The sequence below is a fragment of the Candidatus Tokpelaia sp. genome, assembly GCF_008636115.1.
Taxonomy (GTDB): Bacteria; Pseudomonadota; Alphaproteobacteria; order Rhizobiales; family Rhizobiaceae; genus QLZD01.
Map to the genome: position 1 here is coordinate 26,036 of NZ_QLZD01000020.1, position 22,734 is coordinate 48,769.

A 22,734-nucleotide genomic window follows, 5' to 3' on the forward strand; every position below is an offset into this window, starting at 1 on the left:
CATGCGTTATAAGCCATTTATTCGTGTCAATATAGGCGATAATCCGGTTAATGATATTTTTTATCAACGTCTGATGCGCGCCACAATTACCGATAATGCCGGCAATCAAGCCGATACATTTGAGGCTGTTTTTAATGATGCCGGCAATGATCTTGAATTGCCTCAAAAAGACGATCCTATCAGCGTCACTTTCGGCTATCTGGACGATTACAGTCAGGTCATGGGCAAATTTGTGGTGGAAACAGTCTCTGCCAGTGGCGGCCGCAGCGGTGAGCAAATCCGTATTTGCGGCCATTCGGCCGATATGCGCAAGGATATTAAAGAGGAAGGCAGCGAGCATTACGACAATATGGATATCGGCGCCATAGTAGGCAAAATCTCCCAAAGATATGGATATGAGGCAAAAATCAGCGAAGAGCTGGCCAGCATTAAACTGCCCTATATTGCCCGTATTAACCAGTCGCCGATTGATTTCCTCACCCGTTTGGCTGATCGAGTGCGCGGCACTTTTTTGGTTAAAGATGGCAAATTCCTCTTTCTGCAGCGCGGCCAATTACCGGCTATTACAATCGCCAAATCCGATTGCAGTGAATGGGATTTGGGGGTAGCACCGCGCGGACGCTATGGAGAGGTGCAGGCTGATTATTTTGACCGATCAAGCGGCAAAAAATGCACTTGTAGTCATAAAACCGGCCTTGCCGGCCCTGCGCGCCGCTTGCGCATTTGCTATTCCACCAAAGAAGAGGCAGAGGCTGCCTGCGCGTCTGAAGGCGACAGGCTTTGCCGTTCTACAGGTAATGGCTCTATTACCCTTGCCGGCAATCCGGCCATTATGGCGGATCAGCCGCTTGAGCTGACCGGGTTCCGGCTGGAGCTTAACGGCCTCTGGCGCGCCGGCACAGTGACCCACACTTATGATCGTTCAGGCTATTGGACAGAGATTTCCTTTGAAGCGCCGGAAGATGGTAAAGGTCAGAAAGCCGAAAAAAGTGAGTGAGAAAAAAAGTCGGCCGGGCGAGCTTTTCGCCCGCCAGCGGGGCAGCCAACGAAGCAATCCCCGCCCGATGTGCAAGTGCTTAACATCGCGGCCGTCTATCACCAGTGACTGATGATGGCCCGCTTTTAAGCAGGATTTATTGATAAATGGTTATGACACATGAACTAACGCCTGTTGCGCCATGCAATCCGCCGGCACCGTATATTGGCGGCAAAAAGCTTCTCGCCAAAAATCTGGCTGCGCGCATTGCTGCGGTGCCGCACACTGCTTATGCTGAAGCATTTGTCGGCACAGCTTGAGGAGCTGCTTTTCTATACCGAAAGAGAAAACAGCCCGGAGAAAATCCGCTATATTCTGGACAGGATTGAAATTTTGAAAGCCTGCCTGCACAGCCAAATGGCAAGGCAGGAACAAGCCGATTGATTGCGGCATTGCAATGAAAGAGGCGCTTATTGCGCCTCTTTTTTATTCATAAAGCTGTTTAGAAGCCCGACCGCTTCTTCATGTCGCGCTTTCGTCCTGTCCATCGCCCGCTCATTATCGGCGGTTGCGGCGCATTCATTATAGCGGTGTGCCGCCCGGCGCGTCCGATCAAACGACCAATTAACAAAGTCCTGCGCATCATCTGCATTTTTGACCATATCAGCAGTCATGCCCTGCCAGTCTCTCAAGCCCGCCTCAATAGCCGCGCAGGCAAGGGCTATGCTGTGAGGTATAGGCACGGGAGATCCGCCCTCTAAGCGTGTTCCTCTTTCATAATTTTGCAAAGCAACCCGCGATATTCCTAGCATTTCTGCCGCTTTTTGCTGGGTTAGCCCCATAATATCACGCCAAAGCTTGATTTCTGCGTTATTCATGGTATTATCCTCCGTAAATCAAGAGGGGGAGGTGAGCTTGAATTCCCCAAGGGTGGGACGGGAATTACTTCCCGCCCCGTTTTGTTTAGGACTTAAAGACAAATTCAATCGTGAGCGCGAAGAATTTAATCTTTACCCTAATTTCCTTAGGACGATCCAAGTAACTCACCTCCTTCCTCTTGGATTTGTAAGAGGTTTTAATCTCTTACAAAGCTATATCTAGCAAACATTGTTTGCTTTTGCAAGCGGAAAATTTAGCTTTCTGCATTTTTTTCTGAAAAATTTTATTGATTTTTCGCCGCCTTCAAAACACCTTTGAGGGTTTTTTGCTTATGCTTTAAAAGCTTTCGGCTTTGAGAGGGGCGGAGTGCGTTATAAGGGCCGAATTTTGCCGCCGGAAAGATTCCAAAACCGTGTGTCAAAGATTCCAAAACCGCGTGGCAGGCTACAATAAATTTTGTGATAATTAGCCATATGCAAATTCAGGACGAAATGAGGCTTTGGGTAAGAAGCAAGCCGGCAGAGCAGAGGCGCGGCTCACGCAAAAAACTGGCGGATTTTCTTGGCCTGACATCTGATCAGATAACCCGTATGCTGAATATGAAAGAAGGTAAGGAAACAAGGGGAATAAGAGCCGATGAATGGCTCAGGATTGAAAATTGCTTTGCCCCGGAAAAATGCAGGAAATTGGCGAACCCATTCTCATAGAGCGGCCGCGTTATATGGAAATTTATGATTCCGCTTCACCAAAGCTGCAAAGAACTCTGCGGGAAGTTGTTGAATTGCTTTCTGCCCGGGCGAGGAAGCGCTGAGCGGCTGATGGGCAAATATACAAGCGATAAATAGAGTTTTATCGGCGCGGCCGGTTTCCTGTTGCATAATTTTTTGAAAAATAGCGGCTGCAATCTCGCTCCTTTGGCCGTTTTGCCAGGCATTACAATAAAAAGGCGCGGCTTTATTTTTGACGCCGGCTTATATTATCAGATAAAGTGCCGATTGGCCGGCGCGCCTTTGGCAAAAACTGTTTTGGCGCAAGCATAGGGCAGCAGCCAGGCTGCCGGCTGTGACAGATTATTATAGAAAATATTCATAAGCCGGCTCTTTTGCGGGTGATTGTCAGCCGCTCAAACGCAAGTTTTGCCGGGCAGGGGAAGGGCAAAAATTTACAACCGGCCGGCAAGGTGAGATTGGCGCTCTTTGGCTGTGTTGTCCGGTTTGAGCTTGGCCGGGCAAAAGAAGATTAACGGCGCTAACAGGCCGGTTTGGCGCAAACGGCCGGCCAAGGGGCTGATTAAAAGCGTTTCCAGAAGAGCAAAATATAGGCTTAAAGCCGGGCGGCGCGCGCTATCTCGTTACAAGCTATGCCCGTGGAGCTGTATGATAACGCGTTTATCCTCCCCCGCCGCAATGCAAGAGGGCGTTGCCATTATCAGAGCGCTGCCTGCCATTCATCAGCCTATAAAAAGCGCTGCGGGCAAATGTTTCCCGCAGCGCCTTTTTTGTTTTTCAGCTTTCATCACGCCGCAGGCTTAAGCCGGCAGCGGCAGGGCAGGCTTAGTTTTTGTCCTGTTTTTTCAAGGCCGCGCCAAGAATATCGCCGAGTGAAGCACCGGCATCGGTAGAGCCATATTGCGCCACTGCCTCTTTTTCTTCAGCAATTTCCAGTGCTTTGATTGAAACAGAAATTTTCCGTGTCTTTTTGTCAAAGGCAGTTACGCGGGCGTCAAACTTCTGCCCGGCGCTAAAGCGCTCCGGCCGCTGCTCATCACGATCGCGCGATAAATCGGCGCGGCGGATAAAACTCTCCAGATTATGGTCAATAATTTTCACATCAAGACCATTTTCCTGCACTGCCATGACCTCACAGGTAACAACTGCACCCTTGCGCAAATCACCTTTGGCGGCGGCTTCACCCACTTTATCTTCCGCCAACTGTTTGATACCCAGTGAAATACGCTCTTTTTCAGTATCGACATCAAGAACAACGGCTTTGACAATATCGCCTTTGCGATATTCTTCAATCACCTGCTCACCCGGGCGGTTCCAATCCAGATCAGAGAGGTGAACCATACCGTCGACATCACCTTCCAGGCCGATAAACAGGCCGAATTCTGTCTTATTCTTGATTTCACCCTCAATAACCGTGCCGGCGGGGAATTTGGCCGAAAAAGCAATCCACGGATTTTCCAGTGTCTGTTTCAGCCCCAGTGAAATGCGGCGTTTTGCCGGGTCAATTTCCAGCACCATTACTTCCACTTCCTGCGAAGTAGAGAGAATTTTTCCGGGGTGAATATTTTTCTTGGTCCAGCTCATTTCAGAGACATGGATAAGGCCTTCTACCCCCGGCTCAACCTCAACAAAAGCGCCGTAATCCGTAATATTGGTGACTGTGCCCCTGATTTTGGTGCCGACAGGATATTTGACGGCAATATTTTCCCACGGATCATTTTCCAACTGTTTCATACCCAGCGAAATACGATGCGTCTCCTGGTTGATGCGGATAATCTGCACTTTCACTGTCTGGCCGATAGTGAGAATTTCAGACGGGTGGTTGACACGCCGCCATGCCATATCGGTTACATGCAGCAGGCCGTCAATACCGCCCAGATCAATAAAGGCGCCATAATCGGTAATATTTTTAACTGTGCCGTCAACAATCTGGCCTTCTTCCAGATTTTGCACAATTTCCGAACGCTGCTCGGCCCGGCTTTCTTCCAGCACAGAGCGGCGCGACACAACAATATTGCCGCGGCGGCGATCCATTTTCAAAATTTCAAATAATTGCGCATTATTCATCAGCGGCGTTACATCGCGAATAGGGCGAATATCCACCTGGCTGCGCGGCAAAAAGGCAGTGGCACCATCTAGATCGACAGTAAAGCCGCCTTTGACCTGGCTGAAAATTGTGCCTTCCACCCGCTCATTATTGTTAAATTTCTCTTCCAGCCGCTGCCAGCTTTCTTCCCGGCGGGCCTTTTCCCGCGAGAGCACAGCCTCACCCAGCGCATTTTCTACCCGCTCAACATAAACCTCAACCTCATCACCGGGGCTAAGCTCACCGTTTTTGCCCCTGGCGCCAAATTCCTTCAGCGGCACGCGGCCTTCAACTTTCAACCCGGCATCAATGACCGCCATATCTTTTTCAATAGCGACAATACGACCCTTGACAACAGAGCCTTCGCCAAAATCATTATGTTCAAAAGATTCGGCAAGCAGGCCGGCAAAATCTTCACGCGTGGGATTTGCTTGAGACATATAAACTCCATAACAGCCTGATTACCCGCCCGGCCTATGAAGCAAAGGGGCGAAAAAGGCTTGTGCGCCGTGCTTGTGTTGCATTATGGCCGCGCCCCCGCAAATGCGGCGCAATGGGGTTGAGGCCGGAGGTCAGGATTATGACATTCCAGCTCCGCTTTTCAGCCCGGGCCGCCAGGCCAAAGAGGTTTTTATGCCTCCTTTGCCGCGTCCACCAGCCGGCAAGCTGCCTGGAAAGCCTCTTCTATACCTAATTTTGTTGTATCAAGCAAGTGGGCATCGGCTGCGGGTTTTAACGGCGCGGTTGAACGGCCGCTGTCGCGCGCATCGCGCGCCTGCAAGGCCGCCAGCACGGCAGCATAATCGGCTTTTTGTCCGCGCGCCAATATTTCCCGGCAACGGCGGCGGGCGCGGGTGGCGGCATCGGCGACAATAAACAGCTTGACCTGCGCTTTGGGGCAAACAATAGTGCCAATATCGCGGCCGTCCAGCACGGCGCCTGTGCCGCTTTCGGCAAAGCGGCGCTGCCTGGCCGCCATTATCTGCCGTAATTCCGGCATAAGGGAAATTTTTGAGGCGGCGGTGCCGATAGCATCATCAGCCAGAGCCTGTTTATCCATAGCGGCAAAATCAAGGCTTTCAGCCGTTTTAACGGCCGCCGCCGCATTATCCAGCGGCAAATTATGCGCCAGCATTTGCTGTGCAACAAAGCGATAAGTCAGCCCTGTATCCAAATGCGGCAGGTGATAATGCGCGCTTAATTTTCGGGCCAATGTGCCTTTGCCGCCGGCGGCCGGGCCGTCAATAGCAATAATAAAAGGGGCAGGGGCGCGCGAGGCGGGTATTGCAGGCTGTGTCATCAGGCTTTACCGATTTTTCATATTTTGCCGCAAATATTTGCGGGTGCATAGGCGCATTCAACTTTAGCTTATATCCGAATCAGGCACAAGTTTTATCCTGTGCCGGTTATCGGCAGCCGGCGGCAGTGGGTGCGGGCAGGGAAATTTGTAATAAATTTTCCATTTGGGCTTTGACAAAGGCCGTATTTTAGGCTTTATCCCAGTTGGAGAAATTTTGCGGCAGAAGCAGTGTAGGCCTTCTGCCTTGCGGGCAATGACACTATAATTGAGAGGCATAAAGTGACAAAACCGGACTTGGGCACAAAGCGCACTGATCCTGAAACAGGCAAAAAGTTTTATGACCTGAATCGTGATCCGATAATTTCCCCTTATACTGGGGTTTCTTATCCCCGCTCTTATTTTGAGGCCTCGGCTGAAGCCAAGGGAGAAGAAGAAAGCGAAGCCGAGGAAGAGCTGGATACAGTGCTGGAAAAGCCTGAATTTTCTGAGCTGGATAATGCCGGTGATGATGACGCGGAAGATGATATTCCTGATCTTGGCGATGATGAGGTGGATTTGAGCGATGATGACAATGACACTTTTTTGTCGACCGATGATGAGGAAGATGATGACGATGTCAGCGGTATTATTGGCGGCAATTCGCCATCGCATGATGATCACTAAATTCCGGCGGTAAAATGGCCGCCGGCGCGCCGGCATAAAGCGCCGGCAACAGGGATAATATAGCGGCGCGGCAGCGGCGGGTTTTGCCGCTGCGTTTAACTGCCTTTAAAGGCGGAATCCACAGTGATTTTTATTAGCCGCCAAAATTTTGCTTGCTTTCCGCCGGGGAAGCTTTTACAAGCAGGCAGACAGGGCAGAGCTTCTGTTTCTGCTGTGTCTCAAGGCGTCTTTGGGGCTATAGCTCAGCTGGGAGAGCGCTTGCATGGCATGCAAGAGGTCAGCGGTTCGATCCCGCTTAGCTCCACCAATTCGCCGACCGGCTTCAGGGGGCGCGGTCTTATCGCTTATTCGCCTCTTCTGTTTCTGTGCCTGCGCGGCCTTTGCTTCCCTGCGGCGGGATTAGGGCCTGTAGCGCGCTGTGCTGCGCCGATAACAATTCTTTATTCTCTGCCGGAAGTCAGGCAAAGGTGCTTTTCCTGGCTTCTCCGCCGATATGTGCCGGCGATTCCAGCGCCGGCCAGTTTGCCGGCCTTTCAAGATTATACAAAGAATGTTGCAGCGCTTTTATAAACAGGCGGTGAAGAGACTTTGTCCGCTTTGGCGCCGGCCGCAGCGGCCGGTGCCTTTGGCGAGGCAGCGCTCTCCGGCTTTTTAGCGGTCTGGCCGCCGGCCGGCTTCCCGGCGGATTTATTGCTCCCCGGCTGCAATTTTATCGATCAAGCTTTGAATATGCTTGTCCAGAAGGCTGCCGCGCGTATAATCGGCCGGGGCGGAATATTGCGCTCTGCCTTGTTTTAGCAGGCGTTCGCTGGCGATTTTGGCTTTATAATCTTCCTCATTATAAACGGTTATAGCATGGCCGCCCAGATGCGCGATCATTTTCATGGCGGGAATGTCGGTTTCGCCGTCACCTAAATACATAATATTGCCGGTTGGGACAGGGCGCTCTGCCTCATCAACAAAACGGTTGACCGCGTGATTATCCCAACTGTTTTCCACCCCTTTATTGATGCGGAAAATATATTGGGTTTTAGTCGTATAATTCACCGCCAAAGCCGGCCATATGGCGACATCGTCCTGATTATACATATAGCCGGAGGCATAAACATAAGCAAAATATTTAAAAATGGCCGTGCCTTCAATCATTTCCCGCAGGCCGGAAGAAATAATATAATGTTTCAGGGCAATATTGCGGGAAAGGGCATAGGCGTTAATGCGGTCAAACCAGCCTTCTACCCCGGGGAAGAAGGCAATAGACTTGCCGCATTCGGCAAATTGCTGCCGGTGCAGTGAAATATCACGATAAGCAGCCTCTTTCAGCATCAGGTGCATATAAGCGAGGATTTCGTCCATATCGTGCTTTTTCGCCATGGCTTTAACCCGCGGCCAAAAATCTTCCTGCGGCATTTTGAGGCCAAGGCTGGGGAAAAAGCTGTAATCCTGCATATTGCCGGGGATAAGCGTGCCGTCAAAATCATAGGCAATGGCGGCGTTAAGCGGTGCAGTCATGATTATACACCTCCCCCAAGCCGGCAAAACAAAAAGCGGAAACCCACAAACGCGACAGACAAGCCGAAAACAGCCTGCCTGCCGTTATAGCCGGAAGCCCCTGTTATTTTCCGGTCTAAAATTCCTGCGCAGTCGGGCGCAGGGCAATTTCGTTAATATCGACATTGGCCGGCTGCTCAATGGCATAAGCAATGGCCCGCGCCACAGATTCCGCCGGAATAGCAGCCTGATAAAAATTCAGCACAAAATCACGGCTGGCTTTATCTTCGCTGCCATATTTCAGCTCGCTGTCTACTGCGCCCGGCTCAACTGTGGTCACGCGAATATGGGCGCCGACTTCCTGTCGCAAACCGTCTGAAATGGCGCGGACAGCATATTTTGTCCCCGAATAAACCGTGCCGCCCGGGGCAAAAACCTTAATGCCGGCAACAGAAGAAATATTGACAAAATGACCGCTTTTCTGTTTTTCAAAAATCGGCAAAGCCGCGGCAATGCCGTAAAGCACACCTTTAATATTTATATCCACCATACGATCCCACTCATTCAGGCGGGTCTGGCTCATTGGCGCAATCGCCATTAAACCGGCATTATTGATCAGCACATCAAGCCGGCCATAATGTTTCACTGCCGCGGCAATAGCCGCTTTTACCGCTTCGGCCCGGGTGACGTCCAGCTCCAGCGCCAGCGCCTGCCCGCCTGCGGCTTTAATATCTGTGACAATTTTATCCAGTCTGTCCTTGCGGCGGGCGGCAATAACCAGTTTTGCCCCGCGCGCCGCCAAATAACGCGCTGTCGCCTCACCCAAACCGCTTGAGCCGCCGGTGATGAAAACAATTTTGCCTGCAATAGCATTTTTATCCATGATTTACCTCAATAAATTGCCGCCGGCCTGCACCTTCAGCAAGGCAGCGGTTTAAGCATTACCAAAACTTAAAGGCAGAAAGTGAAATTTTAAAGGCGGCAATACATTTCTTTGCAGAAACAGCAAACTGTTAATATTTGCCGGTAGAGCCGAAACCGGAGCCGCCGCGTTCCGTGTCGTCCAGTTCTGCCGCAAGCCGGAATTGTGCCGTTAACACCGGGGCAATCAGCGCCTGGGCAATGCGCATGCCGCGGCTTATGGTAAAATTTTCCTGCCCCAGATTAACAAGCAGCACCTGCACCTCACCGCGATAATCGCTATCTATTGTCCCCGGCGCATTTAAAACAGTAATGCCATGCCTGAAACTGAGGCCGGAACGCGGGCGAATTTGCATTTCATAGCCTTTCGGCAGGGCAAAACACAGGCCGGTAGGGATAAGCCGGCGCTGCATTGGCGCCAGCATTAGCGGCGCATTGGCCGCCACCGCCGCCGGCAAATCAAACCCTGCCGCGCCGGTGGTTTTATAAACGGGCAGATCCAGCCCTTCAGCGTGCGGCAGTTTAATGAGCGGCAGAACAAGATCACGCGGCATAATTTATCCTATAGATTCAAATTTTTCTTTTTGAGTTCGTGAGATAGCGATCTTGTGTTATAGGAGCCTTATAAATATCGCCATTGAGGAAAGAAAGTAATTGTTTAATTTCTTTTTTTTCATGTGGCATAATAATTTTGTCATTCCGAATTTGTATATCAAAATCTATTTCTTTTGCTGCTGTCTCTATAGTAATTATATCGATATTTAAAATATTGCCTCGCGATATGAAACTTATCATCTTCCTGATAGGTTCATCAGCCTGCTTCAAAAAATCGTCTGCGGAAGCACAAGAAAAAATAGGATTCATCGCAAAATTCCTGGTTTCTTCTTCTGTTGCTTCTTTAAAAAGATGTCCTATATTGATGATCGCACGCAATATATGGAAGCTTTTAAATTTTATTTCATTGTTATCAACGACTGCACTTAGCTTATCATCTAAAGAGAATGCAAGGTCTGTAAGTCTATTGAACGCGTTGTTGTTCAAGAAAAGAGTCCATTTATGCTCCAATATTTGTTTTTTAGTAAAATTTTGAACAGAAATTTGTATATTACCCTGAGCCGGTTGCCCGATAAATAAAGCTTTTATCCCCAGATCTGCGAATCTTCTGGTGTCGATGTCATCGCATCTAACAGGATTGCTTACAGCTTCCTGTAATTGATTTATTTCAGGGCATTGTGTTATTTCTATTGTGAGAATCTGGCTGCCATCGGGCTTATACATTCCGTTATAGGGAATCTCTTGGTCAATATTTCCTAAAAAAGCATTTTTTTGTTCATCGAAAAGCTCAATAACAGAGGACAGAGTGCTTTCATCTAAAGGAACGCGGTAAATCACTAACGGAGCTTCTTTATGTTCACGGCATAAAGCGAATAAATTCCGTGTCATCTCACCTCCTCAATCAACCCGCAGGAGAACATACTCTGTCAGTCGCACTATTTCAATAGGTTTTTGTGTATCTCTGATTGGTTTCTTTGTCATTATAAGATAGGAAATATTATTGCTTTCCTCGATACTATAAAAGCGCCAACCGAATACTCTCAGAACGGGATTAAAACTGCAATCGGCGCTTGCTGTTTTTACAATTACGAAGACAAATGCTATAATGCATAATGCCCGTAGCTTTGAATAATTATCCAAAACAAGCAAAGGTGATAAATAAAACATTAAATAATCTATATTGCTATTATTATCCATTTTTGCAGATTTAAATTTGATAGATATTTTTTCACCGTATTTTTGTGTTATTTTTATAATGTTATACGTAATTATTATAATGGATAAGCTCAGTATAAACAAAATTACAGAATATAGTTTTTCTTTAGGCCATAAAACAAAAGCCGCAATTAAAAAAGCGGGAGTCATTGACGTAAAAGTAAGCAAAAAACGTGCGAAAATGCTCATAGCGCTGCGGGCTCTTATAACTGGACACATTTTGCGCCCGGCCTGTTAGGATACCAGCGGTGAAAACCAAGGTGCCGCAAGCGTCCGGACGTTCATTCCTGCTCCAGGTCTCTCGCCGTGAACCGGTGTCATTTTCTTTTGCGGAAATGGCAAATGCCAGAATTTTCTTTTCCGGAAGGGAAGAAAAAGAACGGAGCGGACGCCTGAAAAATTATGCCATTGTAAAATATCCCCGGATAGTTTCAATCACATAATGCTCGGTTTCAGGAGGTGGAAAGCTGGGCTTCCATCAGATCAACCGCGTGCAGAAATTTATCGGCGCTTTCTTCCGGCAGCAGGCGGCGGCGTTTATAATCATAATAAATATGGCGTTCTGCTTCCAGCGCCCGCAAACGCAGCAATCTCTCCACTTTGCTGTCCTGCTCATGCCGCTGGGCCTTTTCTTCGCTGTCATTATCGGCAGAGAGAGAGGTCAGCCGGTCGCGGTAAATTTGCATAATATGCGCGCCGGCATTCGTATAAATATCGGCATCACTTTGACCCTGGCATAAATTATGGGTTTCCTTTTCCACCGCCTGAATCGCGGCTTCATAAGCGGCGGCCTGGGCGGTTTCTTCTTCCTTGCGGGAAGAGGCTTCCTGCGGCAGTTTCAAATCGCATAATAAAAAGGGCAGGGCAATACTGGCGGCAATCAGCGACAGCACGATCACACCCGCTGCCAGAAATATGGCCAGGTCACGCACAGGGAAGGGCTGGCCATTGGCCAGAAATAGCGGCAAAGTCAGCACCCCGGCCAGGGTTACCGTGCCGCGCACCCCGGCAAAAGAAGTGGCGGCCACCAGCTTCCAGCCCGGATTAAAGGTTTGTATCCCCCGTCTTGTGGCATTAAACATGGTAAAACGCAGCGATACCCATACCCAGATAAAGCGCAGCAAAATTAAAACCGCATAAATAATTGCCACATAAACCAGCAGCCAGAGCGGGTTTTGGTGACCGGTATCGCGCACAATATTGGCTGCGCCGCTGATAATTTCCGGTAATTGCTCCCCCAGCAGCACAAAAATAATGCCATTGGCAACAAATTGCAATGTGTTCCACACGGCTAGGCGGCGCATGCGGGTGGTGGCGGCATTTTGGGCATAATCTTCCATAAAGCTCATCATAATGCCGGCCGCTACTGACGCCAGAATGCCGGAAGCCTCAACATGCTCGGCCAGTAAATAGGCGATAAAGGGGATAAGAAGGCTGATAATAATTTGCGAACCGGCTTCCAGTTGAAAGCGGGCAAATAACCAACTGGCCGCGCGAGCAATGATAAAAGTTGTCGCTGCGCCAATAATCAGCCCGGCCAGGGCTGTCCATAAAAATGTGCCGAAAGCGGCAATCAGCGAAAAACTGCCGGTCATGGCGGCGGCCACGGCAAAACGCATGGAAACCAGGCCGGAAGCATCATTGAGCAGCGATTCCCCTTCCAGAATATGCAACAGCCTTTTCGGCACGCTAATCTTGGCCGTAATGGCGGAAACCGCTACCGGATCAGTCGGCGACATAATGGCCGCCAGGGCAAAAGCCACGGCCAGCGGCATAGCCGGAATCAGCCAATGCATAAAATAACCGCCGAAAATCACCGTGAACACCACCAGAAACAGTGCCATTTCCAATATTGTCCAGCGGTCGCGAATCAGCCCTTCTTTGGGAATGCTCCAACCATCGGCAAACAGCAGCGGCGGCAAAAACAGCAGCATAAACAGTTCCGGCTGCAACGCTACGCCCAGCCCGCCAAAAGCAGCCAAGGCTGCGCCGACAGCGATTTGAATAAGCGGGGTCGGTATGGCAATTTGCAAAAACCGGGTAACAAACAGCGTAATGATATGGCCGACAACTACAGCCATCAGCAAAATCAGGACAATCATTACTGCTTCCATAAAAACCTCTGCACACAGCTATAGAAACCTGCCGGAAAGGCCGGCCTTTGATAATAGACAGGAACTTATTTTATAAGGGTAAAAATCCGGATTACAAGACTGATATTGCAGATATTGCGCCCGGTTGCGCCGCTTTTTTGCCTTGAAGCAGGCCGCCGGCACGCTGCCATTGTAAGCTCAGCTTGAGGTGAAGCAAACGCTGCTTTGCAGGCAAACAGTGCGATAAGCACTCTGGTACGGGTGGTCGGACTCGAACCGACACTCTTTGCAGAAATGGATTTTGAGTCCATCGCGTCTACCAGTTCCGCCACACCCGCCCGAACCGCAGCCCCCGCGCCCGGAAACAGTCCAAAGCCCCCAGGCACCATATATCCCAAGCGCAACTATAGCAGAATTGCCTTTGCGTCAACTCTTTCCTTGCTGCCTGACAGCAAAAATAAGGCCTCTCAGCCGGTTTTCCCCTATTTTTCTACGTATAGGGAAAATTTACATAATTTCGGCGTAATTTCAGGCTTGTCTTTCTTTTCGGCCTTGGAATGAGGTTCGGCTCATATTCTGTCGTCTTCAGATATTTGCCTGCAAAACCGGTTTAGCTTTATGGAATCACCACAGACTGCCTCAGGCAAAGGCCAAAAATCGCCGGCCGATACGGCGCCTGCCGGCCGCGGCGATAATCACCGCCGGCCGGAGAAAAAGACCGCGCTGCAAAGGATGACAGTGTGGACAGTGTCGCTCGCCGGCCGCCCGGCGGCGGAATATTGGCTCTATTTTGTCACTTTTCTGGAAAGTTCGATTTTCCCCATTCCCAGTGATGCGCTTTATGTGCCTATGGTGATGATAAAACCGGAAAAAGCCTGGCGTTATGCTTTTTGGGTCAGTTTTTTTTCTATTGCCGGCGGTGTGGCCGGCTGGGCTATCGGCCATTTTGCTTATGATATATTGGCGGCGCCGCTTTTGCGCTTTTACGGCAAATTTGAGCAGTTTGAGGCTCTACGCGGTTCGGCCTCGGCCGATTTTGTGCTGTTTTTATTGATAAGTTCCGGCTTTTTTCACCTGCCGCCGATAAAAATTGTCACTATTTTATCCGGTGCGGCGGGGGTGCCTTTATGGCTGTTTATTGTTTCTGCCATTATTGCCCGCGCCGGGCGCTATTATCTGCTGGCCTGGCTTATCCGGCGCTATGATACTGTGTTGATAGAGTTTTTACAAAAACATCTTAAGGCTATTTCTCTTGTGGGCGCGGCATTATGTATTCTTGTTTTTGTGCTTTATATGTGTATAGTCTACGGCTGAGGCCGGCTCGGCACATGCTTTTGCCGTGCCGGGGTGGCTGAATTGCTTCAGGAGAGGGAATTGCTTATGCGCCTTTTGTCAGATATACGCCTGCTGCAAGGCAGTTTTGCCGCATTATTATGTGTGGTTCTGACCGGCACTGTAGCGCTGGCACTGGCGCTGCAATATATTGGCGGTTTTTTGCCGTGTGAATTATGCCTGCTGGAGCGTATACCCTATTATATCGGCGCCTCTCTGGCAGCTCTGGCTTTTGTTGCCGCGCTCTGCCGCTGCCCGCCCAAATGGGTGGCTTTTCTGTTTATTTTCATTGCCTTGCTCATGTTTTATGACGCAGCCCTTTCGGTTTATCATGTCGGGGTAGAGCTGAAATACTGGCCGGGGCCGGACGGCTGTTCTTTGGCCGCTGCCCAGGCACAACAGGCCGGATCATTGCTCGATAGCCTGAATGACAGCGCCCGTATTATCCCCTGTGAAGTGCCGGCGGGTTATATTTTTGGTATTTCCTTTGCCGGGTGGAACGCGCTTGCCACTTTCTTTTTTGCCCTTTGTGCGGTTTTTGCTGCTCGCTTCCCTCTCACCCGGGCGCGCCGGCAGCATTCTGCCTAGCTGCAAAGAGTATCAGGGAGTTTTGAGATTTCTTATTATAATCTTGCGTGATATTTTTATATATCTGCTTTCAAATCAATGCTGAAAACTATATTTTCAGTGAATATAGAGCAAGCAGCTATTATCAGGAATCATAAGCTGAGAAAACAACGAACTTACAAAAATAAAACTTCCGCTTCCGGTAACAGAAATTGTGCGAAGATTGGGAATATAGTGCGAACGTCCGATGGCAGAGCCTATCTTAATGTCGGCAATAAATCTTTATGTTCTGACGGGCACGGATATGAGCATATAGGCACTATGACAATACGCGATGACGGGAGAACATAGTGGCGGTAGGCTAATGATCTTAGCCGCTGAATCTACCTGGTTATCGCCGCCGGGGATTTGTAATCGGCGTGCGGGGCTTTGGCTTGGTCGGCCTGTTTTTGTGAATGAAGGCTGCCGGCGGTATCGTAGTTTTTGTCGTAAACTTTTCTTTCTATAACGCGCAAGGCAAGCAGATTGCGCGTTTCAGTATCGGTGAGTTTCGGGGCGATGCTGTCGATGAGTCGAGCATTTTCGGGACTGTAAGTTGCAGGCAGTATATGCTCAACAGCTTTCCTGTCTTCAGCGATTATTTCCCATGCGCGTGTTGCTTTCAGGCAGTCTTTCCATTTTTCGCGTTTAATTTCATCTTTAAACAGCTCTTGCTCGACCGGTGAAATACAGTCTTTGAGGCCTGTCTTTTTATGGCTTATTTCATAAAAGCCGACAAGTTTGCCTCTGTCTTTTTGCAGCCTTCCCGCCAGATTACGGGCATTTTTTGTAACATAAACGGCTGCTAAATCTCCTTTTTGTGATTTTTTCAAGAAATTATCAATGGACAGGAAATTGACGCTGCCCCATTCTTGCCTGTCAAAATCATATGTGGCACAAGAAGAAAATATTTCTGTTTATGCCGACAATCTCCCGCAGTTTTTTCTCTTCAGCCTTAGCCATTGCATAACTCCTTCACTTCTTCATGGGCAGATTAAAGGCTATATTAGTGTGTTTTACGGTAAAATCCTTTTCTGGAATTGTAAATATAGCTATAAGGCCTGTTAAAGAGCCGGTTTCTATAGAGTAAGTTATAAGGCAAGGATAATGAAATTTTTGGATCAGGCGCGCGTTTTTATCCGCTCCGGCGCCGGCGGCGCCGGCGCGGTTTCCTTCCGCCGCGAAAAATTCCTGGAATTTGGCGGGCCGGACGGCGGAGATGGCGGCCGCGGCGGTGATGTCTGGGCGGAGGCGGTAGACGGGCTGAATACTCTGATTGATTATCGTTACCAACAGCATTTTCATGCCAAAACCGGCATGCACGGTATGGGGCGCAACCGCACCGGCAGCAAAGGTGCCGATGCGGTGCTGAAACTGCCCGCCGGCACTCAGATTTTTGCTGAAGATAATGCCACTCTCATTTGCGATTTAACTGCCAAAGGGCAGCGTTTTCGCCTGGCTAAAGGCGGCAATGGCGGTTTTGGCAATTTGCATTTTACCACAGCGACCAATCGGGCGCCGCGCCGCGCCAATCCCGGTCAGGAGGGGCAGGAGCAGACAATCTGGCTGCGGCTGAAGCTGATTGCCGATGCCGGGCTTGTCGGCCTGCCCAATGCCGGCAAATCTACTTTTTTAAGCGTAGTAACCGCTGCCCGGCCGAAAATTGCCGATTATCCCTTTACCACTTTACACCCTAATTTGGGGGTGGCGCGAGCCGGGGGGCGGGAATGTGTTCTGGCCGATATTCCCGGCCTGATTGCCGGCGCGCATAAAGGTGTGGGGATTGGCGACCGCTTTTTGGGCCATATTGAGCGCACTAATGTGCTGTTGCATCTGGTTTCCGCGCACAATGAGGATATTGCCGAAGCCTATCAAACCGTGCGGGGCGAGCTGGCCGCCTATGGCCATGGGCTGGCCGACAAGCCGGAGCTGGTGGCGCTTGCGCAAATTGATAGTGTCAGCGAAGAAGAAAGCCGTGAGAAGCTGGTCGCTCTGGCTGCTGCCTGCGGCAAACAGGTTTTTGCTTTATCGGCTGTTACCCATAACGGGCTGGAGCCGGTTATGCACGCTGTCTTTGACACAATAGAGACAGCGAGGAGAGAGCAACAGCAGGCAGAAGAAAGGCAGGCAAAAAAGCTGCCTACTGAAGAAATATAGATTTATTGCGCTACTGGCACCTTTTGCCTGGTAAGGCATTGCTGCATTGTGCAGCTGACCTTGTCGCTTTTGCCCGCTTTATTCCCTGCTCTGTTGCCTGCTGTTTTATCCTACTTATTGCGTTTCTATCCGGTAGCTTATCAATTCTTCGGCAGAGCTGCAAAATATGGCTCAAATTCGGCGCCGATAATTCCTCACTTTTTGCTGACCGGCAATGTTATCAATTTTTCAGTTAAGAATGATTCAAAAAATCTCCCTGGATTGCTGCCCCATTGCTTGTCAAACTTTAAACAATCCACTAAATATTAAACTATTCAACAATGCTGGAGTGTAGGTATGGCGAAATCTATTTGTTTATTTAACCATAAAGGAGGTGTAAGCAAAACTACAACGGCTTTCAATCTTGGCTGGAGTCTGGCTGATATGGGGAAGAAAACGCTCATAGTAGATTTGGATTCGCAATGCAATTTGACCGGGATCGTTCTGGGTTTCGAAGCCGTGGGTGATGACAAGTTGGACGCTTTTTATAAAAGCCGGGATAATCTCACAATGAAGCCTATTGTTGAGGCTTTGATAGATGGCACTGCTCCGCGGACTTTTATGGAAACTGATAAGGGAAAATTATTATCTACCAAGCATAATAATTTGTTTTTGCTGCCTGGCTATATCAATGTAGCTGATTTAGATGCACAGATTAGCGTTTCGTTAAAGATCGCTTCCGGTATTCCCGCTACAAGAAATATACCAGGGAATTTACCTAAAATTCTTCAGGAAATAGCTGCTGCTAATAAAATAGATTATATGCTTTATGATCTGAGCCCTAATGTCGGTGGTCTAAACGAAGTTGCGTTAATGTCCAGTGATTATTTTATTGTCCCGACTTCGCCGGATTATTTTTGCCTGCAGGCGGTTGGCTCGCTGGAAAAAAATATTATGAAATGGCATAGAGAAATTGAGCGCTTCAGAGAGGATAATCAATTTGATCCGGCTAGTTTTCCTATTAAAAACAGGCCTAAATTCATAGGCGCAATCCAACAGAGATATCGCCCCAGAAATGAACGGCCTGCTAAATCATTTCGCGAGTGGATTGATTTAATCAGGGAAAATATTGACTCAAAGCTTGTGCCGTCGTTAGAAAGTATTGGTTGTGTAATTCCGCGCGCCAAGCTTGAACAGGCATTGAAAGGCACAAATCTCAAACCGTATGATCTGGAGCAAGTGCCTGACTTTAATTCTCTTATTGCTATAAGCCAGAAACTGTCAAAGCCGATTTTTGCTTTAACCGATGAGGATATAGGTCAGGTTGGTAATATACAGGAAACTATGACGGAGAATAGAGATAAATTTGCTGCTCTTTTTAAAGAATTAGCGCAAAGAGTGGTAGTTCTGACCAGTCACTAAATTATAGCGGGCTGACGCCGCTGATGCACGCCGTTTTTAACGCTATAGAAGCGGCGAGAAAACAGGGTGCGCCGCAGGCTGTGCGGGGGATAGCTGCAAAAAGCCGGGATAGAGAAAAGCAGTAAAGCCTGAAAAATTCGCCGCCGCTTGCCAGCTAGCCCGGCCTTGTTCTGCTGCCTTTGTCTGTTGCTTGTCTTTGCTGCCGCAGGCCAAGGCGGCCTTGCGGCGCGGCTTCGACCCGGCGCCGAAGATTGGCCCCATGCGCTGCGCGAAGCGGCCCAGAGCAGCAAAAACCGCCTGCCGCACGACAGGCGGCTTTGCCGGTATTTCAGGCCTTGCTATTTACCGTTATTTCAAGCGGTTCCTCGCTGTCAGTCATATTTCAGCGCGTCTAGCTGCTGCTTGCGCGCAGCATCTTGCCGGGCTGTGGCCTCTGCTGCCTGAATCCGGGCATTTTCTGCGGCCTGCCTGTCAGCCGCGGCTTTTTGTGCCGCAGCGCGGCGATTGGCCGCAGCGCGGCTTGCGGCGGCGCGGTCGGCTGCTGCATCGCGGCGCTCCTCGCGATAATTGCTTTCCTGCTGCCCCTGTTCAATATTATTTAAATACCGGTTGGTCTTTGACTGCTGAAAGACGCCGATAACACCTGTAGCAGCGCTGATACCGTTAAAAACCGTATTGGCATCATTCGCCCGCGCGGGGAGAACAGGGAGAGCGGCCAAAACGCTCAGGCCTGCAATAAAAAGAGTCTTTCTCATCTGCTTTACCTCCTGCTTATGCCGGATCACGTTGCTATCCGGCCGTTCAGTCATATTTGAGCGCATCTAGCTGCTGTTTGCGCGCGGCATCTTGCCGGGCTGTGGCCTCTGCTGCCTGAATCCGGGCATTTTCTGCGGCCTGCCTGTCAGCCGCGGCTTTTTGTGCCGCAGCGCGGCGATTGGCCGCAGCGCGGCTTGCGGCGGCGCGGTCGGCTGCTGCATCGCGGCGCTCCTCGCGATAATTGCTTTCCTGCTGCCCCTGTTCAATATTGTTTAAATGCCGGTTGGTTTTCGACTTCTGAAAAACACCGACAACTCCGGTCGCAGCTTTAATGCCGTTAAAAACCGTATTGGCGTCATTTGCCCGCGCGGGGAGACCAGGGAGAGCGGCCAAAGCACCCAAAGCCGCAATATACACTGCCTTTATCATCACGATTGCCTTATTTGATCAAATCAATCAGCCGGTTAATGCGTTTTTTCATATCATCAATGGCGGCGGCATTCTGCTTGTCATCGGCGGCAAGCCGGGTCAGATTTTGCTGCAGGTCTTTCACCGTAGCTTCAATTTTATCCATTGTTGCCTGTGTTTTGGTTACATCACTCGCCAGGCTGCTGCGGCTGCTGCCCTGGCTTTCAGTCACAGCGGCAAGCCTGCTATTTGTGTCATAAGTAAACGCGGCCAATACCAGCACCAGCACTATACTCACAACGGCCAGAACAAAACTCACTATTTTCATTGCTTTTCCTCGTTCAATGCCGGGGTCTCTGTCATGGCCGGCATATCCATATTGCTGCTCGCGCTCTTCTCTTGCTTTTCGCTCGAAAAATTCTCTTTTTCTTGCCTCTTCATCATAATCCATTCTTTTTCCCATTCCGCTTCTTGCTTAAATTGCTTTTCCGCTTCTTCTTCTCGCCTTTTGGCGGCAAACCAGGCCTCGCGCTCACGCCCCTCACGGGCGGTGCGCCTGCGGCTCTGGTTGCCTTTCCAGGCATGATATTTCTCTTGTGTCCATTTACCCAGCAGCCATGTTGTCAACAGCCAGAAAGCCAGAATCGCGGCCAGAATCAGCAGCCAGAGCGGAACAGCAATCAGCGCGCCAATAATGGCACCGGCAGGGCCGCCAGCCTGAGCTACGCCAAAACCGCCGGCAACTGTCAAAGCAAAGGCAAAACTGTATAAAATGACATAAAGCACAGAAAAACCTATGCTTACGCCCAGACCGATAAAAAACGGTACCAGCCTGTCTTGCACAAAATCTTTCTCTTCCCGCATAGCGCGCCTTTCAAACAGCTTCTGTGCCCGGCACCTTGCTCAAACAGAGTTTCTCTACAGATCGGGCCTGATAAAGTCAAGGCGATTGCCGGTCGCCTGTGGTCAAAAATTATGGTGCTGTTTTATTTTTGGTGATAGATTTCCTCATCAGGATTTACCAGCCCGGCCGCGCCGAATTCTGTGCCAAAAGCCAGGCGCCGGCCGGCTTTATCCCAGTTCAGGCAGGTAATTGCGCCCTGGGTGCTGCGCCGCAGCACTCTTTCACTCATGTCAGCAAAGCGGGCAAGTAAAATCATGCCGTCTGCATAGCCGATAGCCACTATATCCTGCTGCGGGTGGCACGCCACGCAAACCACCATGCTGTCGCCGCGTGTGCCCAATTCGATCGGGGTTTTGTTCATCGGGCCGTCTTTGCCGATAAACGGCCATAAAATCGCCGCCGGTGCCCCGGAAGTAGCAAGATAGCGCCCCCTGAATGACCATGAAAGGCTTTTTACCTTGGCCGGATAGCCGGACATGCGCAAATGCCCGCCATCTTCCAGCCGCCAGCCATGCAGGGCATTTTCCTGCATAATGGTGATAATGTAACGCCGGTCGGGTGAAAATGTAACACCAATATGCGCGCCCTTCCACTCCAGCTTTTGCGGCGGGGCATCAAGCTCCGGCCAATAAAGGCTGACACCATTATAGCGGGCGACAGCAAGGCGCAGCCCTTTGGCGGCAAAATCCAGCCCTTCCGCACTGCGTTCCAGCTGCCACTGCCGCAGCGGCGGCATTTCTCCCGCTATTGGGGGTTGGCCATGCCGGGCGGCAGTGCCGAAATAGAGCCGGCGGCCACAGCTAAAGGCGAAACTGCCGCCCTGCGGCGCGGCCGCCAGGCAATCAATCCATTTGCCTTTTATGTGCGCGACAAGCCGCGGCTCCGGCGCTGTATCGGCCCGGGCGGCGGGCGGAAAATTAAGGCAGCGCACAGTGCCGTCTTCCCCACCGGTAAACAGATAGTCCCCCGCAGCAGATAAAGCAATAGCTGTCAGCCCGCCTTGCGCTACCGGCACAGCCTCGTGCCATGCCGGGCTGTGCACTCGGCCGTCAACAGTGGCAAAACACGGTATGTCACCGGGAAATCCGGCAAAAAGGCAAGGGCTTTCCAGCTCTAAAGGGGCAATAATCGGCATAATTTTCTCTTTTATACAGTCGCCGTGATTGCACATTGCGCAAAGCCCCGGCGCAAATTTTCTGCCCCAAGATTACGGCCGATAAAAACCAGCCGGCTTTCGCGCCGCTCATTATCGCGCCACGGGCGCTGGTGCTCGCCTTCCAAAATCATATGCACGCCCTGGACAATATAGCGTTCATTATCGCCGGCAAAGGCGATAATGCCTTTAAGCCGCAAAATATCCGGCCCCTGCGTTTGAGCAATATTTTGAAGCCAGGGGAAAAAAGCGGCAGGATTAAGCTCCCCTGCCCATAAAGAGACAGATTCCACTGTAATTTCATGATGATGCTCATGCCCGTGATGCCCGTCCTGCCCGCGGTGATTATGCTCGCCGCTTTCATGGTGGTGATGATGGTCGCAATCCGGGCCGCAAACATGCTCTTCTTCCGGTGCGGGATCAAGAAAATGCGAATCCTTGTCCATTACCCGCTGCAGGTCAAAAGCATGGCGATTGAGCAATTTGTCACTATCAATCGCCGCGCGTTCTGTTTTGTAAATAATAGCTGTGGGGTTGAGCGCGCGTAATGTCGCTTCTATTTTTGCCAATTCCGCCGGCGCGACTAAATCTACTTTATTAAGCAGAATAATATCGGCAAAGGCGATCTGATCTTCCGCCTCGCGGCTATCTTGCAGACGCAGCGGCAAATACCTGGCATCAACCACAGCGATAACAGCATCTATCGCGGCTTTGGCGCGCAGCTCATCGTCCATAAAAAAGCTTTGCACCACCGGCACCGGATCGGCCAGGCCGGTAGTTTCAATAATAATGGCGTCAAAACGGCCGGGGCGTTGCAGCAGCTTTTGCAGCACGCGAATCAGATCGCCGCGCACAGTGCAGCAAATGCAGCCATTATTCATTTCATAAATTTCTTCATCAGAGGCAATAATCAGCTCATTATCAATGCCGATTTCGCCAAATTCATTGACAATAACAGCATAATGCCGGCCGTGATTGCCGGTCAAAATGCGGTTAAGCAAAGTGGTTTTGCCGGCGCCCAGATAGCCGGTTAATACTGTTACGGGGATTTTGTCGCCCGTCTGTGTAGTTTCAGCCATTATTTTGTCTTTCTGCCCTGGCGGCCGTAATCCG

At 50.2% G+C, this 22,734-nt stretch carries 26 protein-coding genes and 2 tRNA genes; 11 read left to right on the top strand and 17 right to left on the bottom strand.

The window, feature by feature from the left end; genetic code table 11:
- Window position 1: 1 nt before the first annotated feature.
- The 3 genes from DPQ22_RS02830 (at window position 2) to DPQ22_RS08775 (ending at window position 1,420) form a co-directional block, all read left to right on the top strand.
- Window positions 2-997: a phage late control D family protein gene (locus DPQ22_RS02830; protein WP_150213074.1), complete on the top strand. Its 996-nt coding sequence runs from the start codon at window positions 2-4 to the stop codon at window positions 995-997.
- A gap of 146 nt (window positions 998-1,143) precedes the next feature.
- Window positions 1,144-1,296, top strand: coding sequence for a hypothetical protein (locus tag DPQ22_RS08770; RefSeq protein WP_190323109.1), 153 nt, complete (start codon window positions 1,144-1,146; stop codon window positions 1,294-1,296).
- Window positions 1,280-1,420: a hypothetical protein gene (locus DPQ22_RS08775; protein ID WP_190323110.1), complete on the top strand. Its 141-nt coding sequence runs from the start codon at window positions 1,280-1,282 to the stop codon at window positions 1,418-1,420. The genes DPQ22_RS08770 and DPQ22_RS08775 overlap by 17 nt, the downstream gene beginning before the upstream one ends.
- A 26-nt stretch (window positions 1,421-1,446) precedes the next feature.
- Here DPQ22_RS08775 and DPQ22_RS02835 read toward each other — a convergent pair whose 3' ends face one another.
- Window positions 1,447-1,854: a helix-turn-helix domain-containing protein gene (locus DPQ22_RS02835; protein WP_150213075.1), complete on the bottom strand. Its 408-nt coding sequence runs from the start codon at window positions 1,852-1,854 to the stop codon at window positions 1,447-1,449.
- 677 nt (window positions 1,855-2,531) lie between these two features.
- Between DPQ22_RS02835 and DPQ22_RS09260 the strand changes: the two genes are divergently transcribed.
- Window positions 2,532-2,666: a hypothetical protein gene (locus tag DPQ22_RS09260; RefSeq protein ID WP_256371536.1), complete on the top strand. Its 135-nt coding sequence runs from the start codon at window positions 2,532-2,534 to the stop codon at window positions 2,664-2,666.
- 742 nt (window positions 2,667-3,408) lie between these two features.
- Here DPQ22_RS09260 and rpsA read toward each other — a convergent pair.
- A complete protein-coding gene (gene rpsA, locus DPQ22_RS02840; protein ID WP_150213076.1) occupies window positions 3,409-5,109 on the bottom strand; it encodes a 30S ribosomal protein S1 in 1,701 nt (566 codons plus the stop codon).
- 191 nt (window positions 5,110-5,300) lie between these two features.
- Window positions 5,301-5,969 carry a (d)CMP kinase gene (gene cmk / locus DPQ22_RS02845; RefSeq protein ID WP_150213077.1) on the bottom strand — a complete coding sequence of 223 codons (669 nt, stop codon included), beginning with the start codon at window positions 5,967-5,969 and terminating at the stop codon, window positions 5,301-5,303.
- 279 nt (window positions 5,970-6,248) lie between these two features.
- On the opposite strand from cmk, the gene DPQ22_RS02850 reads away from it, so the two are divergent.
- Both DPQ22_RS02850 and DPQ22_RS02855 read left to right on the top strand, forming a co-directional pair.
- Window positions 6,249-6,632 (top strand): TIGR02300 family protein, encoded by a 384-nt coding sequence (locus DPQ22_RS02850; RefSeq protein WP_150213078.1) that lies wholly within the window; start codon window positions 6,249-6,251, stop codon window positions 6,630-6,632.
- 231 nt (window positions 6,633-6,863) lie between these two features.
- Window positions 6,864-6,939: transfer RNA gene (locus tag DPQ22_RS02855), tRNA-Ala, on the top strand.
- A gap of 380 nt (window positions 6,940-7,319) precedes the next feature.
- Here the strand turns inward: DPQ22_RS02855 and DPQ22_RS02860 are convergent.
- From DPQ22_RS02860 to DPQ22_RS02890, 7 genes are all read right to left on the bottom strand, one after another.
- Complete coding sequence (locus DPQ22_RS02860) at window positions 7,320-8,141, bottom strand: HAD family hydrolase (protein WP_150213079.1); 822 nt, start codon at window positions 8,139-8,141, stop codon at window positions 7,320-7,322.
- A gap of 115 nt (window positions 8,142-8,256) precedes the next feature.
- Window positions 8,257-9,003 (bottom strand): SDR family oxidoreductase, encoded by a 747-nt coding sequence (locus DPQ22_RS02865; protein ID WP_150213080.1) that lies wholly within the window; start codon window positions 9,001-9,003, stop codon window positions 8,257-8,259.
- Window positions 9,004-9,133: 130 nt separating this feature from the next.
- Window positions 9,134-9,595, bottom strand: coding sequence for a dUTP diphosphatase (gene dut / locus DPQ22_RS02870; RefSeq protein WP_150213081.1), 462 nt, complete (start codon window positions 9,593-9,595; stop codon window positions 9,134-9,136).
- Window positions 9,596-9,611: 16 nt separating this feature from the next.
- Window positions 9,612-10,484 (bottom strand): DUF4868 domain-containing protein, encoded by an 873-nt coding sequence (locus DPQ22_RS02875; protein ID WP_150213082.1) that lies wholly within the window; start codon window positions 10,482-10,484, stop codon window positions 9,612-9,614.
- A gap of 9 nt (window positions 10,485-10,493) precedes the next feature.
- Window positions 10,494-11,030 (bottom strand): hypothetical protein, encoded by a 537-nt coding sequence (locus tag DPQ22_RS02880; protein ID WP_150213083.1) that lies wholly within the window; start codon window positions 11,028-11,030, stop codon window positions 10,494-10,496.
- Between the two features lie 233 nt (window positions 11,031-11,263).
- Window positions 11,264-12,925 (bottom strand): Na+/H+ antiporter, encoded by a 1,662-nt coding sequence (locus tag DPQ22_RS02885; RefSeq protein ID WP_150213084.1) that lies wholly within the window; start codon window positions 12,923-12,925, stop codon window positions 11,264-11,266.
- A gap of 232 nt (window positions 12,926-13,157) precedes the next feature.
- Window positions 13,158-13,242, bottom strand: a tRNA-Leu gene (locus DPQ22_RS02890).
- A 280-nt stretch (window positions 13,243-13,522) separates the two neighbouring features.
- Here DPQ22_RS02890 and DPQ22_RS02895 point away from each other — a divergent pair.
- Window positions 13,523-14,218: a YqaA family protein gene (locus tag DPQ22_RS02895; RefSeq protein ID WP_246681448.1), complete on the top strand. Its 696-nt coding sequence runs from the start codon at window positions 13,523-13,525 to the stop codon at window positions 14,216-14,218.
- A 66-nt stretch (window positions 14,219-14,284) separates the two neighbouring features.
- Window positions 14,285-14,824 carry a disulfide bond formation protein B gene (locus DPQ22_RS02900; RefSeq protein WP_150213085.1) on the top strand — a complete coding sequence of 180 codons (540 nt, stop codon included), beginning with the start codon at window positions 14,285-14,287 and terminating at the stop codon, window positions 14,822-14,824.
- A gap of 362 nt (window positions 14,825-15,186) precedes the next feature.
- Here the strand turns inward: DPQ22_RS02900 and DPQ22_RS02905 are convergent, their stop codons facing one another.
- The gene (locus DPQ22_RS02905) at window positions 15,187-15,675 is read right to left on the bottom strand and encodes a hypothetical protein (protein WP_150213086.1); all 489 of its coding nucleotides are present in this window, start codon (window positions 15,673-15,675) and stop codon (window positions 15,187-15,189) included.
- A gap of 274 nt (window positions 15,676-15,949) precedes the next feature.
- Between DPQ22_RS02905 and obgE the strand changes: the two genes are divergently transcribed.
- From obgE to DPQ22_RS02920, 3 genes are read left to right on the top strand one after another with little or no spacing between them, the layout of a single operon-like run.
- On the top strand, window positions 15,950-16,999 hold the full coding sequence (obgE, locus tag DPQ22_RS02910; RefSeq protein WP_150213087.1) for a GTPase ObgE: 1,050 nt from the start codon (window positions 15,950-15,952) through the stop codon (window positions 16,997-16,999).
- Window positions 17,000-17,047: 48 nt separating this feature from the next.
- Complete coding sequence (locus DPQ22_RS02915) at window positions 17,048-17,308, top strand: hypothetical protein (RefSeq protein ID WP_150213088.1); 261 nt, start codon at window positions 17,048-17,050, stop codon at window positions 17,306-17,308.
- A 27-nt stretch (window positions 17,309-17,335) separates the two neighbouring features.
- Complete coding sequence (locus DPQ22_RS02920; RefSeq protein WP_150213089.1) at window positions 17,336-18,400, top strand: ParA family protein; 1,065 nt, start codon at window positions 17,336-17,338, stop codon at window positions 18,398-18,400.
- Between the two features lie 371 nt (window positions 18,401-18,771).
- On the opposite strand, the gene DPQ22_RS08780 is transcribed toward DPQ22_RS02920, so the two are convergent.
- The 6 genes from DPQ22_RS08780 to DPQ22_RS02945 form a co-directional block, all read right to left on the bottom strand.
- A complete protein-coding gene (locus DPQ22_RS08780; RefSeq protein WP_190323111.1) occupies window positions 18,772-19,155 on the bottom strand; it encodes a hypothetical protein in 384 nt (127 codons plus the stop codon).
- 46 nt (window positions 19,156-19,201) lie between these two features.
- Window positions 19,202-19,585: a hypothetical protein gene (locus tag DPQ22_RS02925; protein ID WP_150213090.1), complete on the bottom strand. Its 384-nt coding sequence runs from the start codon at window positions 19,583-19,585 to the stop codon at window positions 19,202-19,204.
- A gap of 10 nt (window positions 19,586-19,595) precedes the next feature.
- Window positions 19,596-19,892, bottom strand: coding sequence for a hypothetical protein (locus DPQ22_RS02930; protein ID WP_150213091.1), 297 nt, complete (start codon window positions 19,890-19,892; stop codon window positions 19,596-19,598).
- Complete coding sequence (locus tag DPQ22_RS02935) at window positions 19,889-20,428, bottom strand: hypothetical protein (protein WP_150213092.1); 540 nt, start codon at window positions 20,426-20,428, stop codon at window positions 19,889-19,891. Before DPQ22_RS02935 ends, DPQ22_RS02930 begins: the two co-directional genes overlap by 4 nt.
- A 122-nt stretch (window positions 20,429-20,550) precedes the next feature.
- Entirely contained in the window at window positions 20,551-21,603 is a 1,053-nt protein-coding gene (locus DPQ22_RS02940) for a WD40 repeat domain-containing protein (protein ID WP_150213093.1), read from the bottom strand.
- Between the two features lie 11 nt (window positions 21,604-21,614).
- Window positions 21,615-22,700, bottom strand: coding sequence for a CobW family GTP-binding protein (locus tag DPQ22_RS02945; RefSeq protein WP_150213094.1), 1,086 nt, complete (start codon window positions 22,698-22,700; stop codon window positions 21,615-21,617).
- Between the last annotated feature and the right edge of the window lie 34 nt (window positions 22,701-22,734).